This window comes from Enterococcus mundtii (genome assembly GCF_013394305.1).
GTDB classification, from domain to species: Bacteria; Bacillota; Bacilli; order Lactobacillales; family Enterococcaceae; genus Enterococcus_B; species Enterococcus_B pernyi.
In genome coordinates, this window is sequence record NZ_AP019810.1 from 81,403 (window position 1) to 99,451 (window position 18,049).

Annotated in this window: 15 protein-coding genes, 1 pseudogene and 1 riboswitch; of the genes and pseudogenes, 2 read left to right on the forward strand and 14 right to left on the reverse strand. The window is 37.9% G+C overall.

Annotation, left to right across the window (positions count from 1 at the left end; all coding sequences use genetic code 11):
• Positions 1–146: 146 nt before the first annotated feature.
• The 4 genes and pseudogenes from pbp4 to HZ311_RS00425 all read right to left on the reverse strand — a co-directional run bounded on the left by pbp4 (position 147) and on the right by HZ311_RS00425 (position 5,982).
• Entirely contained in the window at positions 147–2,180 is a 2,034-nt protein-coding gene (pbp4, locus tag HZ311_RS00410; protein WP_023519712.1) for a penicillin-binding protein PBP4(5), read from the reverse strand.
• A gap of 175 nt (positions 2,181–2,355) precedes the next feature.
• Positions 2,356–3,237 (reverse strand): LCP family protein, encoded by an 882-nt coding sequence (locus tag HZ311_RS00415; RefSeq protein WP_137072472.1) that lies wholly within the window; start codon positions 3,235–3,237, stop codon positions 2,356–2,358.
• 319 nt (positions 3,238–3,556) lie between these two features.
• A riboswitch (M-box (ykoK) riboswitch) is annotated at positions 3,557–3,723 on the reverse strand.
• A gap of 163 nt (positions 3,724–3,886) precedes the next feature.
• A complete protein-coding gene (locus HZ311_RS00420) occupies positions 3,887–4,501 on the reverse strand; it encodes a flavin reductase family protein (RefSeq protein WP_010735396.1) in 615 nt (204 codons plus the stop codon).
• Between the two features lie 149 nt (positions 4,502–4,650).
• Positions 4,651–5,982: pseudogene (locus HZ311_RS00425) on the reverse strand (lytic polysaccharide monooxygenase).
• 450 nt (positions 5,983–6,432) lie between these two features.
• On the opposite strand from HZ311_RS00425, the gene HZ311_RS00430 reads away from it, so the two are divergent.
• The gene (locus HZ311_RS00430; RefSeq protein WP_023519716.1) at positions 6,433–7,200 is read left to right on the forward strand and encodes an ankyrin repeat domain-containing protein; all 768 of its coding nucleotides are present in this window, start codon (positions 6,433–6,435) and stop codon (positions 7,198–7,200) included.
• A 74-nt stretch (positions 7,201–7,274) separates the two neighbouring features.
• Here the strand turns inward: HZ311_RS00430 and HZ311_RS00435 are convergent, their stop codons facing one another.
• From HZ311_RS00435 to HZ311_RS00460, 6 genes are read right to left on the reverse strand one after another with little or no spacing between them, the layout of a single operon-like run.
• A complete protein-coding gene (locus HZ311_RS00435) occupies positions 7,275–8,828 on the reverse strand; it encodes a bifunctional metallophosphatase/5'-nucleotidase (protein ID WP_023519717.1) in 1,554 nt (517 codons plus the stop codon).
• A gap of 22 nt (positions 8,829–8,850) precedes the next feature.
• The gene (locus tag HZ311_RS00440; protein ID WP_023519718.1) at positions 8,851–10,134 is read right to left on the reverse strand and encodes an extracellular solute-binding protein; all 1,284 of its coding nucleotides are present in this window, start codon (positions 10,132–10,134) and stop codon (positions 8,851–8,853) included.
• A gap of 17 nt (positions 10,135–10,151) precedes the next feature.
• Positions 10,152–11,432 carry an MBL fold metallo-hydrolase gene (locus HZ311_RS00445; RefSeq protein WP_178946390.1) on the reverse strand — a complete coding sequence of 427 codons (1,281 nt, stop codon included), beginning with the start codon at positions 11,430–11,432 and terminating at the stop codon, positions 10,152–10,154.
• Positions 11,416–12,234 (reverse strand): carbohydrate ABC transporter permease, encoded by an 819-nt coding sequence (locus HZ311_RS00450; protein WP_010735390.1) that lies wholly within the window; start codon positions 12,232–12,234, stop codon positions 11,416–11,418. The genes HZ311_RS00445 and HZ311_RS00450 overlap by 17 nt, the downstream gene beginning before the upstream one ends.
• Entirely contained in the window at positions 12,231–13,118 is an 888-nt protein-coding gene (locus tag HZ311_RS00455) for a carbohydrate ABC transporter permease (RefSeq protein WP_041684204.1), read from the reverse strand. Before HZ311_RS00455 ends, HZ311_RS00450 begins: the two co-directional genes overlap by 4 nt.
• The gene (locus tag HZ311_RS00460; RefSeq protein WP_178946391.1) at positions 13,118–14,188 is read right to left on the reverse strand and encodes an ABC transporter ATP-binding protein; all 1,071 of its coding nucleotides are present in this window, start codon (positions 14,186–14,188) and stop codon (positions 13,118–13,120) included. Before HZ311_RS00460 ends, HZ311_RS00455 begins: the two co-directional genes overlap by 1 nt.
• Before the next feature lie 611 nt (positions 14,189–14,799).
• Here HZ311_RS00460 and HZ311_RS00465 point away from each other — a divergent pair.
• Positions 14,800–16,095: an ISL3-like element ISEfa11 family transposase gene (locus HZ311_RS00465; RefSeq protein ID WP_010734358.1), complete on the forward strand. Its 1,296-nt coding sequence runs from the start codon at positions 14,800–14,802 to the stop codon at positions 16,093–16,095.
• A gap of 168 nt (positions 16,096–16,263) precedes the next feature.
• Here the strand turns inward: HZ311_RS00465 and HZ311_RS00470 are convergent, their stop codons facing one another.
• The 4 genes from HZ311_RS00470 to amaP are packed head-to-tail and all read right to left on the reverse strand — an operon-like array spanning position 16,264 to position 17,875.
• Positions 16,264–16,506 (reverse strand): GlsB/YeaQ/YmgE family stress response membrane protein, encoded by a 243-nt coding sequence (locus HZ311_RS00470; protein WP_010735387.1) that lies wholly within the window; start codon positions 16,504–16,506, stop codon positions 16,264–16,266.
• Between the two features lie 34 nt (positions 16,507–16,540).
• Entirely contained in the window at positions 16,541–17,095 is a 555-nt protein-coding gene (locus HZ311_RS00475; protein WP_019724584.1) for an Asp23/Gls24 family envelope stress response protein, read from the reverse strand.
• 12 nt (positions 17,096–17,107) lie between these two features.
• Positions 17,108–17,296 (reverse strand): DUF2273 domain-containing protein, encoded by a 189-nt coding sequence (locus HZ311_RS00480; protein ID WP_010735385.1) that lies wholly within the window; start codon positions 17,294–17,296, stop codon positions 17,108–17,110.
• A gap of 12 nt (positions 17,297–17,308) precedes the next feature.
• A complete protein-coding gene (gene amaP / locus HZ311_RS00485; RefSeq protein ID WP_023519722.1) occupies positions 17,309–17,875 on the reverse strand; it encodes an alkaline shock response membrane anchor protein AmaP in 567 nt (188 codons plus the stop codon).
• Between the last annotated feature and the right edge of the window lie 174 nt (positions 17,876–18,049).

Below are 18,049 nucleotides of genomic sequence, written 5' to 3' on the forward strand. Positions count from 1 at the left end.
CTTGCTGCCATCTCCGCTTTTACTGCTCTTGGGACATCAGTCATCTTATCTCCTCCTCTTGTTATTTACACTCGTTTCTATAGACTAGTGGATCACTAGAAAAGGAAAATAGCCAATGGTTTTGTATCCGATTTCACACTCTATGTTTATTGGTAAGTTTGGTTCAAATACTGCAATAAAGCAGGCGCTCGATTAGTAGCAGAATCGCCTTCTTCTCTGTTTTCTAACATGCTGATCACCAAGTAGCCATTTGTTTCAGGATTGATCGCATAAAGGAAACTGTTTTCTTGTCCTTTTTCATCCTGCTTTTCTTTGATTTCAGCTGTGCCAGTTTTTGCTGCAAGCGGAATGCCAAGAGCAGCTAAAGAATGTGCAGTTCCGTTAGGATCTTGCACAACGTCGACTAAATCTGGCAAAATCGTTTGGACACTTGATTCACTGATCACATTTTTCTTATCTTTAGTTTCCTGATCCATAACTAATCGTGGATAAACTAAACTGCCATTATTTGCAAAAACACTATACATCGCAGCTTGTTGGATCGGATTGATCAATAATTGTCCTTGCCCATAGCCTGTATCTGCCAACAAAATCTCCGAATTGAATGAGTCTTCATTTGAGATCTGCGCAGGATTCATTTGGATCGGTAAATCAAGATCTTCACCAAAAATAAATTGATTCAGTCCTTTTCTAAAGGCTTCTTCCCCCATTTTCAATGTTTCTTGTGCCATATAGATATTATCAGAATAAACTAAAGCATTTTTCAAGTTGACTTGTGGTACATCACTGACACGTGTCACTTGGTAAGAACCCCAAGAGCTATCTTTTTGCCACTTCAATCCATTGATCGTTAAGACTTCATCTGGATTCAATGTTCCATTATCTAAGCCGATGGCTGCGGTGATCATTTTGAATGTTGAACCCGGCGCATAACCTGTCGCAAAACGACTGATAAATGGACGATTTGGGTCTTCTTCATATACTTTGTAATCATCTTGGGAAATACCGTTCGTCATTTTATTTGGGTCATAACTAGGTGAACTGACAAGGGCCAACAAATCTCCAGTTTTAGGGGCTGTCGCCACAGTAGAACCTGGTTTTCCATCTAAGCTATCGAATGCCGTTTTTTGCGCATTAGCATCGATCGTCAACTGGATATCCTGTCCATTTTTTACTTCATGTTGGAGTAAGACCGCTTTTTCATTTCCTTCTTCATCTGTGACACTTAATTTCCCGCCGTTCGTACCTCTTAATTCTTTGTCGTAAGCCATTTCTAAGCCTGAACGCCCGATTTTTCCTGTGCTACTCAACTCAGGATTTTTCTCAATGTCTTCTGCGGTGATATCTCCTACATAGCCAATCAATTGGGCAGCGGCTTCCCCTAGTGGATAATAACGACCGTCAACTTCTTGGATCGTTGCTCCATTGGGAAGTTCTGGTGTTTCCCCATCAATGATTTTTAAAGGAACAAAGTAATCCGGTTGGACCCAATCTTGAGAAATCGCTTGTTCTATACTGGCTTCCGTCAAATCGAATGCTTCAGCGATTGCTTTGATATTCGCTGATTTTTCCTCACCCTCACCTAATTTCGCAGGTACGACACCTAATTGTTTTAATTTCCCAGTTGTCGCTAACGGCTGTTTATTACGGTCCAAGATTTCGCCACGCGACGCTATATCTGTACTCAAGCTGACTTTATCTTGTCCTTCCATTTGCGGAAAAATCAAATTAGGTTGCCAATTGATTTTGGTTTGGTCTCCCTCTTTGGACAAGGTTCCTTCATATGCTAAGTCTTTCAATTCACCTAGCGTCGTATTCATTTTAGCTTTATACGTAAACTCATACGTATCATTCTCTTTTTTTGTCACGGATAAGTCTGAGAGTTTGATCCCTCTGATCTCTGCTGCACCGTAAATGTTTTGATATTTTTCCAAAATATCTTGTTCAGTAAGATCACTATCTTTCTCTACTTGAAGTGATTTTACCGCTTCTTCATAATTTTCCTGATTCAGGGAGTCAATAAATCCTTCAATCGTTTGTTCTCCAGCTTTTACTGCTTGTTGTTCCTGAACGTGTTGATAATAAAAGAAGCCACCACCAGCTGCTGCAAGCAAGACGACGATTCCCGCTCCGATATAGATGCCGGTCGATTTTTTCTTTTGTCTGCCACTCCTCTTCATGTTTTGAATACCTCTCTTTATTAAAAGTACGAATCAAAGATATTCTAACACATAGAAGAGGAAATAGAACAGCAGCCCAAATGATTCTTAACCAGTACTGTTCTTATGTTAACTTTTTTTTAATCAAAATAAACCAGTTCGTTTTAGGAACTGGTTTATCAATATGGTTATATGGTTATTTGTCCAAAAACTCGTGTATCGCTTGCTGATTTTTAGTCAAGCCGATTTCCAAGACACTACCAGCTGGTGTATTATCATTGAAGTCCCAACTTTTATCAACGGGCACGGACAATGTATCGATTTTCTTCTCGTCATCTAGGAAATCTAACCCACAATCTAACAGTACACTTTCCGGTAGATTGGTTTGGATACTACCTAAAAGTTTGCCGATCGCCTTGGGTAATTTGATGATCGATGTGACATCTTTCAATTGACTGGCTACCGCCTCAACGACTTGTTGTTGTCTACGGATCCGTCCAAAATCACCTTCTTCGTCTTCACGAAAACGAGCATATTGCAGCAAGGTATTTCCGTCCATTGTTTGCTTTCCTTTTTTGATAGCTACCCCATCTAAATCCAAATCTTTTTCTGCATCGATCGTGACGCCATCTGGAAACAATTCATCGATACAATCAATAAAATCTTGAAACGTAATACTTGCATAGTAAGGGGTCTCTAATTTGAAATTATCTTGTAAGGTTTGGTTTAATAAGTCGATACCTCCATATGAATAGGCGGCATTGATCTTATTCATTCCATAACCAGGAATAGAGACGTAAGAATCTCTCATGATAGAAATCAATTTGGCTTGTTTGGTCTTTTGATCATATTGGGCGACCATCAAAGAATCCGAACGACCATTTTCTTCTTTTGATCGTGCATCAGAACCAATCAATGCTACATTGATGATCGATGGGACATCTTGTGCATTGACTTTCTCAACTGTTGCAGATTGTTTCACTGAGGAGAACCCTTGGATAAATTCAAAAGAAAAAAAGCCAATGACCATTGCAAGTACTAACAAGATACTTAATATGATTTTCTGAAATGGTTTCATTCAGTTGCCTCTTCCTTTCAAACTCTTCTACTTGAAACGAGGACCTTTGTCTATTATGATGAATCAAGTAAAGAGTTTATTCTCTTACATGTCTTTGGGTCGATTGAGCTGCAACTCGTCGACCTTTTTTGTTTGTCTCTCTGTTTTATTTCGTTCGGTATTCTTTGGAGTGAGACGAATACCTTTATTGATAAAATCAAATAGCTTGTTCCAGCGCATCCCCTTTCTTGTCCAGACACAAGTTAGGCAAAGCGAGTAAAAAAGGAAAAGAAAGCATAAGAAAAGGTCAGAAACCTTTTCGAACAAGATTTCTGACCTAGCATCATCTCATCGTCCGAGTTTTAGCACTATACAACGTAAAGAACGTATTCTTAGCTATTGGAAAAAGCCTTAATCCGACAATTCCTGTTTGACCCATTGGCGTCTTTCGACGTTTCTGGGCAATAGCCTATGTTTGTATAGGAGCCTCACCTAACAAGGTTAGTACTTATTTGATTTTCACAAAATTTATCATATTCCTCTTCCCATTGATAATCAATAAAAAAAAGAATAAAATAACTAAATTAAACTTTATTTAATAAATGTAGAGCTAACGTTTGATTCTTAAATCATTTTTACACTAGAAAAAACTGCGTTATCAGCCGGATATTTATTCCGGACGTAACAAGCGAATGATCTCACCTAATTTACCGTAGTCGTTTCCTGCTAAGCGGCTGATTGGTTGTAACTGTTTCGGATCGATATAGCCTGTTTGTTCATCATAAACAGCTTCACTTATTTGATAAGTAGAAATTTGCAGTAAAAATAAATCAGCGGTTGTTTCTTGGCCTTTTTTGATCGGCACATGTTGGTATAGTGTCGTTTCAAAGGCAATACTTGCTTCATTGATTCTTGGGACGCTGATCGTATCGGATTCGGAAGTAGTGAAAGAGGTCAACGACAATTCACTTTCTTCGCTTGATAAGCTAGCAGCTGTCTGATTCGCATCTACAAGTATTCTTTCGTCAAGAACATGGATCACCGCTTCTTTTGTATCGATAAGATGCTTTGCTGTATCTTTCCACTCCCCATTTTTTCTTTGGATAGCTAAAGAAAGTATCGGCGGATTGGAACTGACGATATTGAAGTAACTAAATGGTGCTACATTGGTCACTCCTTTTGAAGACCTTGTCGCAACCACTGCCACTGGGCGAGGGATAACTGAGCCAATCAACAGTTTATAATTTTCTCTTTCTGTTAACTCTGAAGGTACTCGTTTGAACATTTGCTTTCCTACTTTCTGGTTGAATGATCATTCCTGATGATAGTCATGGTATCGGACAATCTCCTTCATTGTCAACTAAACGTTCTTATTGCAACCTTTATTCACAAAAAAACACCCAGCGCAGTTTCATGCGCTGAGTGTCAAATTGATTATTTCAATCGGAATAATGTTGGTGCTTGGTCAGGTGCCCAAGTAACATCACCAAAGTTGAAATGTGGAACAATAGTTATGTAGACTCTTCCATTGTGTCTTACTTCTTCATTCATAGAATAACGTTCTGGTGAAGCCATTGAACCTACTTTCCATTCACGGATTCCTTCGATTGTTTCATCTTGTTTCGTTGTCACTGATAAAGTGTTACTTGCATCTGAAACTTCGTCTGTTGTACTGATTGCACGTACCACGTATGAGTATGTTGTGCCAGAAGCCAAGTTTTCATCTGTGTAGCTAGTAGATGGCGTTGAAGCCACTAACTGACCATTGCGATAGATATCATATTGTTTGATACCTTGTGTATGGGTTGAAGCTCCCCACATCAATGACACGCTTGAAGTCGTTTCGCCCATTGAATGTAAGTTTTTAGGAGCAGTTGGTTTTTCTTCAGCAGTTGTCGCTCTAGTTGTCACTGAAATCGCTGTTTTGTCAGATGTCAATCCAGTTTGGCTAACTGCTTCGATCTCATAGTTGTATGTTGTTTCTTCATTTAGTCCTGCATCTTTAAATTCTGGATCATTTGTATTACCAACTAATTCACCGTCACGGTAAACGTTGTATGATACAGTATTGGCTTGGCCATTCCATGCTAATTCTACAGAAGAAGCAGTCACATTTGCAGCACGTACATTTTGTGGTGCTTGTGGTTTCACAGGAATAGCTGAATCACCTTTCACATCAACATCAATCACGTTGTAGAATGCATTAGCTGTATCCGCTACATCCCAAACAGCTAAAATCACATGGTAACCTAAACGATCACTTGGTACGTTGATTGCGTGTGATGTCGTTGTTGCTGGTGTGCCATTATGGTTGATCGTACCAATCAATTCAAAATCAGAACGTTCTAATTTATCGTTTGGATTCCAATCTGCTTTTGTCATGTAATAATGTCATTTTGTTGTTGCATGTCCAACAGTATAGCGCCATGTAAATAAGTTTGCTCCTTGATCGATCGATTGTTTTGTCCAAAGTGATGAAGTTTGTTGATCAAGATTGAAATCACCAAGTGAACCACCTGCTGATGCAATTTGTCCATCAACTGGTCCAGCTTGTGGGTATCCTTTTAAGGCTTCTAAAGATTGAGGTTCGTTGATAACCGCTCCATATTTTTGGAAAGCAACATTCCAGTTTGTGTCTCTGTCTAAATGTCCTTGGTACCCACGACTGATAGGAGACTGTACATATCCGTGTGCAGATGCTTCATTCCCACCAATTGCTAGACTTGCTCCAAATAAAATACTTGAGCATAAAATGGTTCCTAAAATTTATTTTTTCATGTTTCCCTCCGTAATTAACGATTAATATAGATAACTTCAACTTTTTTCAAAAATTTCATATTATGTATTTTTTTTGTTATCTTAAACTAAGAATAACAGACAAATATGTTTAAATCTAACCAGTTATTACCGCAAGCAAGGTAATAATAAATTACAAAAAAAATGTTGAATCACCGTACAAAACGTTCTTTAAACAAGATTTTATGGATGTATTTTAGTATTGGAATAATTGAAAAAAATATTGATCGTCTATATTCTTGATTTTTTATTATAAATCAGCAAATTTTTAACTATTAAAATTTCGTTATTTCTTATTTATGAAAAAAACTATAACTCTAACTATAATAACAACTAATCCCTTACTCTTTTGCTAGTGTAAGTTCATTCATTTGCGGTATCGATTGCTTCATCATATGATGATACAAAGGGGGAGTATTTATGAAAGCTTGGCTGATCGTGCCCTTTGCCGTTTTATTGTTTTCATTAACGGGTTGTGAAGAGCCACAGCAGATGACTGTTCCTGATCAAACGAAAAGCACTAGTTCTACTGTCGAACAAATAACCACTGAACAAACCGATCATTTAATCGAAGAAACGGAGGAATCGCTTGTGAGTTACCCATCTGGCAGTTTATTAGCCGCAGTCGAAGACAACGATCGAAAGAAAGTTGAGGATATTTTACAAACAGAGTATTCAATCGATGAACAAAATGACAAAGGCGAAACACCTTTACTAATTGCCACACATCATGATTTTGTCGAGATCGCCAAACTTCTGATCGATCATGGTGCGTCAATCGATATCCAAGATGCGATTCAAGACAGCCCTTACCTTTACGCTGGAGCACAAGGAAAAACAGAGATCCTATCTTATATGTTGGAACAGCGTGAACCAAATCAAGCAATCGTCAATCGTTTTGGCGGTAATGCCTTGATTCCAGCAGCTGAAAAGGGCCATTTAGACAATGTGAAACTCCTGTTAACCGACGCACGTGTGGGCATCGACCATCAAAATAATTATGGTTATACCGCGTTGATTGAAGCAGTTGCTTTACGTGATGGTTCTGAAATCTATCAACAAATCGTTCAAGAACTGTTGAATCATGGCGCAGACAAAACGTTACGTGACAATCAAGGGAAAACTGCGGAAGATTACGCAAGAGAACTGGGATATACTGAGCTATTGGCACAACTATCTCAATCATAATATAAATATAAACGCTGAAAAAACTCCCTCAAATGCGGTGTACACGCATTTGAGGGAGTTTTTTCATCCTATTTTTATTTGCCGATCACGTTGAAATTATGATTCACTTTTGCATCTATCACTTTTTTTCGTTTGAAATAGTCGGCAATCAATTCGGTCATATCGATTGGATATTCTTTTACGATCTTCTCCGCTGAAAACATCTTATAATTTCCACCACCAACTGCTCGATATTGATTGATCACCACTTCTAGTGGTTTATCTAAGGGAATCGGTTCCCCTTCTTTTTCAAAGCGCGTTACACGATGCCCGATGGGGTGATTTAAATCAATTGTGTAATTGATACCTTCATACATATCATAGTTATAATATTGAGGTTTGGGTTGGATATACTTCGGATCAAACGTAATTCCTTCATCGGTTGCCATTAAGTAACCAGCCGTTTGTTCGAGTGCTGCTTTCAGTTCTTGTCCCGTCACACGTACAACAGCCAGAGTATTCGGGTAAATATAATTCGTAAGAATATGACGCATACTGACAGATTGTGGCAAACCAGTCACTTCATTATTGAATAAGGCTGTTCCTGAAATCTCTGCTCCAGTCGCATCCATCTGTATTCGATTGATCAATTCAATATATGGATGCTCATTGACTCTAGCTGCCATTGGATCAATAATCCGTAGATCGCCCAGCACTTCTCCCACTGGTTGGTCTAGCCACACATCTAATGCTTTTGAGACTAGTCCAACTTGTTCAAGAACACTAGGATCTGGAGATGCCTCGTTCGTCGGATAAAGTTGACACGAGTGGTCTAAGACGATAAACTTATTATCTTGCTTTTTGACAGTTAGTTTGATTGCTCCTACAAAAGCCCCACGATATCCTGGTTGGATCACTGGTACACCATTGACGACTTCAGCAATTTCACGATGTTGATGCCCTGTGACTAACGCATCGATCCCAGGTACTTCTTGTAATAATTGACTTCCTTCGTTTTCACCAGTCATTGCTTCAGTCGGCTCGTTTGTTGTTAGATCTTTTTCAAAACCACCATGGTATCCAACGACGACTAAATCTGCTAACTCACGTAATAGTGGCACGTACTTTTTGGCCGTTTCCACAGCCGACACAAAGTGAAGATCCTTGATTGTTTCAGGATTTTCCCAGTTTGGGATATACTGGGTCACTAGTCCCAAGACCGCCACTTTGATCCCTTGTTTCTCAATGATCTGATACGGAGGTAAAACCGATTCCTGTTGATTCTTCCTTAACATATTGGCTACGACTATTGGGAAATCATAGGATTGGATTGCTTCATTCAAATAGTTCCAGCCATAATTAAATTCATGATTACCTAACACACCTACATCATAGTTCATGCCGTTTAGAAGCTTTGTTAACGTCGAGACAGAATACTCCGGTTGTTTTGCAACAAAATAACTAAGTGGCGAACCTTGGATAAAGTCACCGTTCTCAATCATGAATACCGGACCGCTTGCTGCTTGTCTTAATTCCTTCAGTTTTCCAGCTACCTTCGCCACACCAAATGGTTGTTCTAGGTCACTGGCATAATTCGTCGGCAGAACGTAGCCGTGCATGTCACTTGTTGCAAGGATCGTCACTTCCATTATTTCACCCTCTCAGTCGTTTTTATTGGTTCCAAGCATCTTCTAACTGCGGTACTGAATCTGTGATCAATTGATCTGTATCTTGATTTGTGTTAGCTAATATATTCTCCATGATCGTACGTATTTCGTTGAACGCATTGTCACTATTCTCCACGACTGGAATCGAGAACAATTCTTTCGTTGCCTCTTCTAACTGTCGTGGGACTTTTGTTTCCGATGAATTTTTGTAGTCATCACTTTCTAATACTGATTCGATCGTTGGCATATAGCCAGTCATGGTTGCCCAATACAATTGGTTTTCTGGCTCTGATAAGAATTTCATATATAAAAACGCTGCTGTCCGTTCTTCTGGTGTGGCACTACTGAACATGTAGAGATCCGTTCCTTGTTGTAAATTGATTTTTTCAGGGCGTGGAGCAACATCATACGTAAATACACCTTCCGTATCTTTCTTCACATATCCTTCCCCTGCAATCGATCCGATAAACATAGCTACTTTTTGATTGGCAAAAGGCCCTGATAAATAGTTGTCTGATCCCGCAATCCGGAAGTATCCATCTTTGACACCCTCCGCGTAATAGTTGATCAATTCTTTTGATTTGTCACTGGTCAAATCTAACTCTTTGTTAAATTCAACCCCTTTGTTTTCCATACCGATCGTATAATAGTTGTTCAAAGAATCAAAGCCGGCACCTACAACTTCGCCATCCGTTGCTTCATAAATCTTTTGGGATGCTTCTTTGAGTTCAGCGAATGTCGTTGGTACAGCGACATCATATTTTTCCAACATATCTTTGTTATAAAAGAGCATTTCAGTCGATTTATTAAAAGGAATACCGTACTGGACATCATTGATCTTGGCGCCATCCAGCAAAGAGGTACGAATCGCTTCTTGGTCTTGCCAACCAATCGTGTCATTATCGATCAATGGTTGGAGATCAACGAGCATCTCGTCTTGTGCAGCATCGTATAACCAACCAGGATAAGCTTGAGTAATGGTTGGTAGATCTCCTGGTGACGGAAGAGTGGAGTTGATCTTTGCTTGTAGATCAGAATATTGGGCTTGGTTTTGTAATTCGACTTTGATAGTTGGGTTTGCTTTAACAAAATCATCAGTCATCTTTTGTAACGCTGTTTCTTGCGCACCGTTCATTGCATGCCAAAAGGTGATCGTCGTGTCTTTTGTTAAATCAGTGACAATTTCTTCACTTGACGAAGATGCGTTCGAGCCAGTGTTCCCACAGGCGCCTAAAGTCATTACAGCTGCTGATGCTACCAAAAACTTACTAATAGTTGTCCATTTCATTTTTCATTTTCCTCCAATTATAGTTGAATGGTTTCGCCTCTTTGTACTAATACTCTGCTTCCATATGGATTATGCATACTCTCAGGTTTTAACGTATGGATTGGGACCAACATAGCTGGTTTTATCCGATCGATGATTTCTGCTAGATCCGCAGGTTTTGCATGACCTGATAATGATAACTGCTTAAACTCCACTTGTTGCTTTTCAAAAGATGCTCTAAAAATCGCGTACTGGGGATCAAACTCGCCTAATGGTTGGGCATCACTGTGTATATACAGACCTCCTTTTTGTAATGAGTCAACCTTACCAACAAATTGCCAAAAATAATCTGTCGAATCTGCTAATAAAGTATCGTAAGAATACTCAAGTTGTGGATCTAATGTATCGATCCGCTCTTTCTTCTCAGCGTAGTAATAAGGGACTTCTCGTTTTGCGACTTTTTGTAAGAGTAAAGCCATTTCTGCTTCCACAACTACTTGTCGTGGGGAGGCATCGATCAAAGCTTCCCAGCGTTTGATGTTCGCTGGATAAAAATTGAAGGTCAATTGACGATTCTCGTTTTCTTGGATCAACTTCACCAGTTGCTCCGTCAGTCCTCTTTCGCTATCTAGTGATGTCACATGTTTCTTTTCTTTCTCTGGGAAACTAATGCTCACTCCTTCCAGCATCAATACATCGACCTTCTGTGCCGCTTCACAAAACTCTTCTGTCAAATGTCGGTCAAATCCATGAAGACGAAGGTCACCTGAATAAGCAATCAAAGCAGTTGGTGTTTCGATAAGAAAGGCTGCTGCCCCATATGCATCATGATCCACAGGAAACAAACGTATCGTTATTTCGCCAATGTGAATATCTTGATCAGGCGCAATCGTTTTGATCATTCGTGTATTTCCTTCTATATAAGGGGAAGGCAACAAGAATGTCCCGTTACGATTTAAGCTTTCCAATAAATCTTTGGTCGGCTCTAATGTATATAAGGGGATTTTTGGATCAAGATAATTGATCATTTTTGTATGATCCAAGTGAACATGCGATAAAAATACTGCAGTATTTTTAAACTTAGTCTCTTGCTTTTGTGTGGTCAATCGAGGATCATAAATATCAATTGCTGGAATAAATCCTACATCTAGTAAAGTTGGTAGCTCTTCATTTGGTAAGTTGATCTCAGGATGATATTCTGTCCCAAAGTCAAAAAAGATTCTATCGTCCCCGTAAGCAATTTCAATGACTGTTCCACCGATCGTCATGAGCCCACTATGAAAGGTAATACTTGTTTTTTGATTAGCCTTTGATCCCATTTTTTGCCACTCCTCGGATGATTTCTTTTCTAAAAATAAAGTAAATAAGCACAATTGGTAATACCGTTAAGGTGGCTGCTGCTAATTGTAAGTGGACATCACTGCCACTTTCGCTCGTAAATGCAGATAAGCCATTGTTCAATAATCGAAACCTTTTGTCATTTGTGACCAATAACGGCCATAAAAAGGAGTTCCAACTCGAAATGAAAGTCAAAATTCCTACTGTGACCAGCGCTGGCTTAGACATAGGAACAAGGATCTTTTTTATATATTCCATATCAGATGCGCCATCGATCTTAGCTGCTTGATAAAAGGAACGTGAAATACTTTTCAAGTAATTAGTCAAATAATAAATATAAAAAATACTCGTCAAAAACGGTAAAATCAAGGCAGTATAAGAGTTCAACAAGCCTAAACGTGCGATTGTATTATAATTCGTAAATATGATCGACTCGTATGGAATCATCAACAGAGAAATCAATCCTACCATCACTACTTTCTTGTAGCGAAATTCCAAAGTTGCTAAAGCAAATGCTGCCAACAGTGAAGTGATAATGGTTGCCAATGTGGTTACTAACGATACAAATGACGTGTTGATGAAGTATTGAATAAATGGCGCTTTTTCAAATACCGCGAAATAATTCACCCATTGAAAGGAATCAGGTATAACAGTTGGTGGAATACTTGTCGCTTCCCGATACGTCATCAATCCACCGAGTATCATATAGATAAATGGAAAAACAGTAATGATTCCTAGGAGTGTCAAAAATAAGAGTGAGAGCAATGTAACGATTTTTTTCATCTTTGTCTCCCCACTTTCTTCAAAATCAACTGTTGGAAAAAAGTAATACTTAGAATAAGCAAGAATAAAACAAGTGTTGCTGCCATAGCTAGACCTGGTCTACCTGCAACGTGGAACTTATCATAAATGTAAAATACTGCGGTCATCGCACTTTTTGCAATTCCAGCTTGACCACCAAACAGTGCATAAACTTGCGTGTAGATTTTAAATGCGCCAATCAAATTGACTGTTAAGAGAAACGTCAATGTAGGAAGCAGTTGGGGCAAAGTGATTTGTAAAAAAATCTCCCATTCATTTGCGCCAAACATTTTCGCGATCTTGTAATGCTCTTTGTCAATGTTACGGAATCCGGCTAATAATATGATGATATTGAAAGCTAGACTTGTCCAAATACCAAAGAGGATCAAAGTCGGCATACTCATTGACACACTATCTAACCAATTCACGCGGGGAAGCCCAACAAACTCGAGTAAATAATTGATGAGTCCGTAAGATCCGTTGAAAAAATAGCGAAAAACAATACCGATCGCTATTGTACTCGTGACATAGGGCATAAAAAAAATCGCTTCAAAAAATGACTTATACTTTACTTTTTCAAAAATCACCCACGCAATTGCTAATGAAAGAATCAAAGCAATTGGTACGACGGTAAAACTGTAGAATGCAGTATTTTTCAATGCGCGAAAAAATACCGGATCACTAAACAACCGTTGATAATTCTCAACTCCTGCAAAGCGAGGATTGATCAATGTCCCTTTTTGAAAGCTCATAAAAAAAGCTCGAAAAAGCGGATAAATATTGAATACGAAAATTGCAAGTAATGCTGGAAGCAAAAAATACCAAGCCTTTAGCTGATTTTCAGAGTTATAATTCTTCTTTCCCATCAATAGATCCTCTCTCCATCAAGACTGAATAAGAACACTTTAGGATAAGCCAAATTAAACGTAACCTTAGTTCCTTCAGTAATCTCATTTTCCACTCGTACAATCGACTTTACTCGCTCTCCTGCAAGTTCAAAGTGTAAAATCCGTTCACGACCGATCAACTCAACACTTTGAATCTTCCCTTTCAAAGGTCCATTATCGCTTGGAAAGATATCTTCAGGACGCATGCCTAAGTAATATTTACCATTTGTGATTGATTTTTTGAAACGCTTTTCCATAAAATGAGTAAGTGGTAAATCAAATGACGCATGTTTGACCCGATCATCGATGACTTCAATCGGTAAAAAATTAATAATTGGATTACCAATGAATTTCGCCACGAATAAATTTTCTGGCTCTAAATAGAGATTTTGAGGGTCATCTTCTTGTTGTATCTTGCCATCTTCCAACAAGATGATTTTGTCACTGATCGATAGAGCTTCTTCTTGATCGTGGGTGACAAAAATCGTCGTGATCCCCACTTCTTTCACTAACCTGCGAATTTCTTCACGGATCTTCAAGCGTAGTCGAGCATCGAGATTACTTAAAGGTTCATCCAATAATAAGACTTCTGGTTCTGGTACTAAGGCTCTCGTGATGGCTACTCGTTGTTGTTGCCCACCAGATAAAGTCCCAGGTTTCTTGTTCTGCAACTCTTTGATATTGGTTAAATCCATATATTTTTCAGCAATCACTTTTGCTTCGCCTTTTTTCTTTTTATTATCCCCAACTAATAAAGGAAACATGATGTTTTCTAAGACAGTCATGTGTGGATACAACGCGTAATTTTGAAAAACAAAGCCAATATTACGATCTTTAGGTTCTGTTTTTATGACCGATTGCCCGTTAAAACGAATATCGCCATCTGTCGGTTGTAATAGTCCTGCGATGAGGTTCAACATCGTTGATTTACCACAGCCACTAGGGCCTAAAAGACAAACAAGTTCTCCTCTTTCAATCGCAAAATCTACTTGCTTCAATGCTTCAAAGCCATTATCAAAAGTTTTCTGTAATCCGATCACCTCAATCATAAGTGACCCTCCGCTCTTCCTTATATTTTTTATGACAGTTGTTTTCTTTCACATCTTCATCTTAACGTTCGAATATTTAGATTACATATATTATTTGTAAATATCTTGAAAATATTCTTAACTCCTAGTTTTTATGTTTGTTTTATTGTAAAAAATTGAAATCAACGTTATAAAATGATGCTTATAAAAACTCTTCATATAATATTTCAATAAAAGGATAACAAAGAAAAAATGCTTTATCTATAGCAATATTTAACGTCAATACGAGAAATAACAGTTATCTAGCAGTTAAACCTCGAAGATTGCTATGGAATAAGCATTTTGTTATTTTTTTAATATCAAAAAAATCGTAATTTACATATTATTTTTATGATAAATACGGAATTCAAGTGACTTAACCGATTGATAAAAGACAAACAACGAATATTCGAAAATATGTACAAACAAACAGACCACAAAGAGTTAGAATAAAAACGGCTCTATAATTTATGGGACTGATGAATCAGAATTGATTCTTCAGTCCCATTTTCATTTTAGGTATTAAAAAACATATCGTTCTCTAGTATGATTAAATCACCACAAAATAAACAACTGAGAGGACGATATGCTATATGAATGATTCTATCAAAAAAATGCTGAGAATAATAGAGAAAGATTTGATGATTACAGAGGTCTCTTACGAGACCCTTCAGAAGAAAAAGACGTTGGTCGTCGATGCTGTTCTCTCGCCTACTCCTCGTGCTTGTAGAAGTTGTGGTTCTACTGTGGTAGATGGAAACGGGAAAGCAATTATAGTGAAAAATGGAAAAAAAGAAACGATTGTCCGTTTTGAACAATACAATCATATGCCTTTGGTTATGCGCCTAAAAAAGCAGCGCTATACCTGTAAAAACTGCCGAACCCATTGGACTGCTCAAAGTTATTTTGTCCAATCCAGACATTCAATCGCAAATCATGTTAGATATAAAATTGCTTCTTTACTGACTGAAAAAGTATCTTTATCTTTTATTGCGAAAAGCTGTCAGGTATCTTTGACCACTGTTATTCGTACATTGAAAGAGTTTAAAAGCTATTTACCAAAGCAATCTAAGAAGATTCTCCCAAGAGTATTGATGGTTGATGAATTTCGTTCGCATGCTTCCATAGAAGATAAAATGAGCTTTATTTGCGCAGATGGCGAAACAGGAAAATTAATAGATGTTTTGCCTACGCGTAAATTACCTCGATTAACAAGCTATTTCTTAAAGTGTACCAATCCAGAAGAAGTAGAATTCTTGGTGACAGACATGAACGCCGCCTACTTCCAGCTCACCAAGCGTGTTCTGCCAAATGCGAAAATAGTGATTGATCGGTTTCATATTGTCAAACACATGAATCAAGCGTTCAATGAGTTGCGTATCCGTGAAATGAATGAACTTCGTAAAGCAGGACAGAAAAGCCAGGCAGAAAAACTGAAAAAGAACTGGCGCTTTTTGCTAAAAAATCGTGCAAACATCAACCATTATGAATACAAAACATGGAAAAGTTTCCGAGCACCAAAATACCCATTTCTTACTGAAGCAATGATGATTGATCGATTGCTTGAGTTTTCTACGCCCCTAAAGGAGGCGTATCCCTTTTTTCATGAATTAGTTGAAGCCTTTCGAGACAAAGACCCTGACTTATTTTTCTCCTTATTAGCAGAACTTCCCGAAACGTTGGATGACAGCTTTCGGGAAAAGCTTCAAAACCTTCTGACCTATGAAGAAGGCATCACCAACGCAATGATCTATCCTTATTCCAATGGAAAAATAGAAGCGAAGAATACCCACATAAAGACAATGAAACGAGTATCCTACGGATTTAAATCATTCGAGAACATGAGAATTAGAATCTTTTTGATCAATCAATTAATCAAAGTAAGATAACAAAAAATCTGAGCCAGAATGAGGTTCATTCTGACCCAGATTTGATTTTGCACAACTCATCAGTCCTTATTGACAAAGAGCCATAAAAACTACTCTTTGTGGTCTGTTAGAATGTTTAGTCGATCTCTTTCTTGATCAGATCATTACATCTGAGTAAGCGATCTTTGCTTAAAGCTTACGTGCAAAGAATGAAACGATCAATACTAAAATGATTGCTCCGATAAGTGATGGTACGATTGCCATTCCACCGATCACTGGACCCCAAGTACCTAAAAGTGCTTGACCAATAGCTGATCCAACTAAACCTGCGATCACATTCGCAATGATTCCCATTGAAGAACCTTTATTTGTGATTGCTCCTGCAATTGCTCCGATAATACCACCAACGATTAATGACCAAATAAATCCCATGATTATTTCCTCCTAAAATTCTATAAAATTAAGTTTATTGTACGCGTGGTTCATTGTTTTCTTTTACTTTTTGCGCACCTTTGCCAACAGCTGATTTTGCTTTGTCAGTTTGTTTTGAAGCAAATTGACCAGTTGATTTTGCTGCATCAGTTACTTTATCTTGTACTGTTTCTTGATCTTTTTCGTATTCTGCTTGTGTTTTGATGTCAACAACATTTACGTTAACTTCGATCACATCAAGATGAGTCATTTCATTTACTTCTGTGCTGATCAATTCTTTGATTTGATCGTAAATGTTTTCGATATCTTTTCCATATTCAACAACTACATCTAAATCAACAGCAACTTGTTTTTTACCAACTTCTGCGTTGATTCCAGCAGTCACGTTATCTGTATTGACTAATTTTTCAGCAATATTTGAGAAAAATCCGCCATCAAGAGTCAACAAACCGTCAACGTCTTTCAATGCGTAACCAATGATTTTTTGAATGACTTTGTCTTCATAAGTCAATTCACCTTTTGCTGCAGTATCAGCAACTGGATTTGTACCTGTAGTAGTGTTCACGTTTTTGAAATCTTTGTTTTCCATATTAAATTCCTCCTATGATTTGAAATATTCATCTAACAATTTGGTTTCTTTTAAATAAAAACCAATACCCACACCAATAGCGGTCATGATCAATATTAAAAGAGTTTTGAAAAATCCAACTGTTAACCATAAAACGGCTAATAGTAAGCCAAGACCCCCAAAGATAATAGGGAGCTTATATAGTGAAAAAAATTCTTTCATTTGTGTGCCCTCCTATTCTACTCGTGAGTGCTGGTTGTCTTCATGATCTTTTTCTTCTTGATAACTACTATAATTGACAGCTACTTTGATCTCTTGTTCTGAACCAAGGACATTGGCAACTTGATCTCTCACTTCTTGCATCAACATTTCTGTTTTGCCAATCAGAGAAGAAGTACGTTTTAGATCGCCTTTTACATGAATATTGATTTTCTGTTTTGTTGATCGTACTTTGACTTTTGGTGATTGGATGAACTCTTCTTCGTGTAGATACGAACGAGTCAGTCCTTCAATTGCTTTTTTATCCAACGTCAATTTTCCATCTTTGTGCTTTAATACGAATGTTCCTTTCGATTTTGGATAGAAAAGAACAAATAATAAGATGAGAACGACAACAATTGCAAAAACGACTGCAACCCAGAAAATAAATTGTTGCATATAATAATTTGTTATCGTAAAAAAGCGAAAACGTTCCAATTGTTCAGGTAAGATATATGGTGCATTAACTAGAGCGATGATCAAAAGTACTGAAAGTAAAATTATGCTTACAATTACACCGATGATCTTTACCCCCTTATTCATTTTCCACCTCCTAAGTATCTTATTTTTTATTTTTCAACACATGACCAACAAGTATATCGCTTGAGGAACCCATAGAAATACCTACCTAAAGTAAGCGCTACCAAAAAGTGCAGGCTCAAAATAACTTTGGTACTCCCTCCTGAATAGAAATCTTAAATAACAGTAACAATTATT

Bases quoted from the DNA above. Each gene is read 5' to 3' on its own strand.
- pbp4 (WP_023519712.1), bottom strand. From the start codon at position 2,180: ATGAAGAGGAGTGGCAGACAAAAGAAAAAATCGACCGGCATCTATATC.
- HZ311_RS00415 (WP_137072472.1), bottom strand. From the start codon at position 3,237: ATGAAACCATTTCAGAAAATCATATTAAGTATCTTGTTAGTACTTGCA.
- HZ311_RS00420 (WP_010735396.1), bottom strand. From the start codon at position 4,501: ATGTTCAAACGAGTACCTTCAGAGTTAACAGAAAGAGAAAATTATAAA.
- HZ311_RS00430 (WP_023519716.1), top strand. From the start codon at position 6,433: ATGAAAGCTTGGCTGATCGTGCCCTTTGCCGTTTTATTGTTTTCATTA.
- HZ311_RS00435 (WP_023519717.1), bottom strand. From the start codon at position 8,828: ATGGAAGTGACGATCCTTGCAACAAGTGACATGCACGGCTACGTTCTG.
- HZ311_RS00440 (WP_023519718.1), bottom strand. From the start codon at position 10,134: ATGAAATGGACAACTATTAGTAAGTTTTTGGTAGCATCAGCAGCTGTA.
- HZ311_RS00445 (WP_178946390.1), bottom strand. From the start codon at position 11,432: ATGGGATCAAAGGCTAATCAAAAAACAAGTATTACCTTTCATAGTGGG.
- HZ311_RS00450 (WP_010735390.1), bottom strand. From the start codon at position 12,234: ATGAAAAAAATCGTTACATTGCTCTCACTCTTATTTTTGACACTCCTA.
- HZ311_RS00455 (WP_041684204.1), bottom strand. From the start codon at position 13,118: ATGGGAAAGAAGAATTATAACTCTGAAAATCAGCTAAAGGCTTGGTAT.
- HZ311_RS00460 (WP_178946391.1), bottom strand. From the start codon at position 14,188: ATGATTGAGGTGATCGGATTACAGAAAACTTTTGATAATGGCTTTGAA.
- HZ311_RS00465 (WP_010734358.1), top strand. From the start codon at position 14,800: ATGAATGATTCTATCAAAAAAATGCTGAGAATAATAGAGAAAGATTTG.
- HZ311_RS00470 (WP_010735387.1), bottom strand. From the start codon at position 16,506: ATGGGATTTATTTGGTCATTAATCGTTGGTGGTATTATCGGAGCAATT.
- HZ311_RS00475 (WP_019724584.1), bottom strand. From the start codon at position 17,095: ATGGAAAACAAAGATTTCAAAAACGTGAACACTACTACAGGTACAAAT.
- HZ311_RS00480 (WP_010735385.1), bottom strand. From the start codon at position 17,296: ATGAAAGAATTTTTTTCACTATATAAGCTCCCTATTATCTTTGGGGGT.
- amaP (WP_023519722.1), bottom strand. From the start codon at position 17,875: ATGAATAAGGGGGTAAAGATCATCGGTGTAATTGTAAGCATAATTTTA.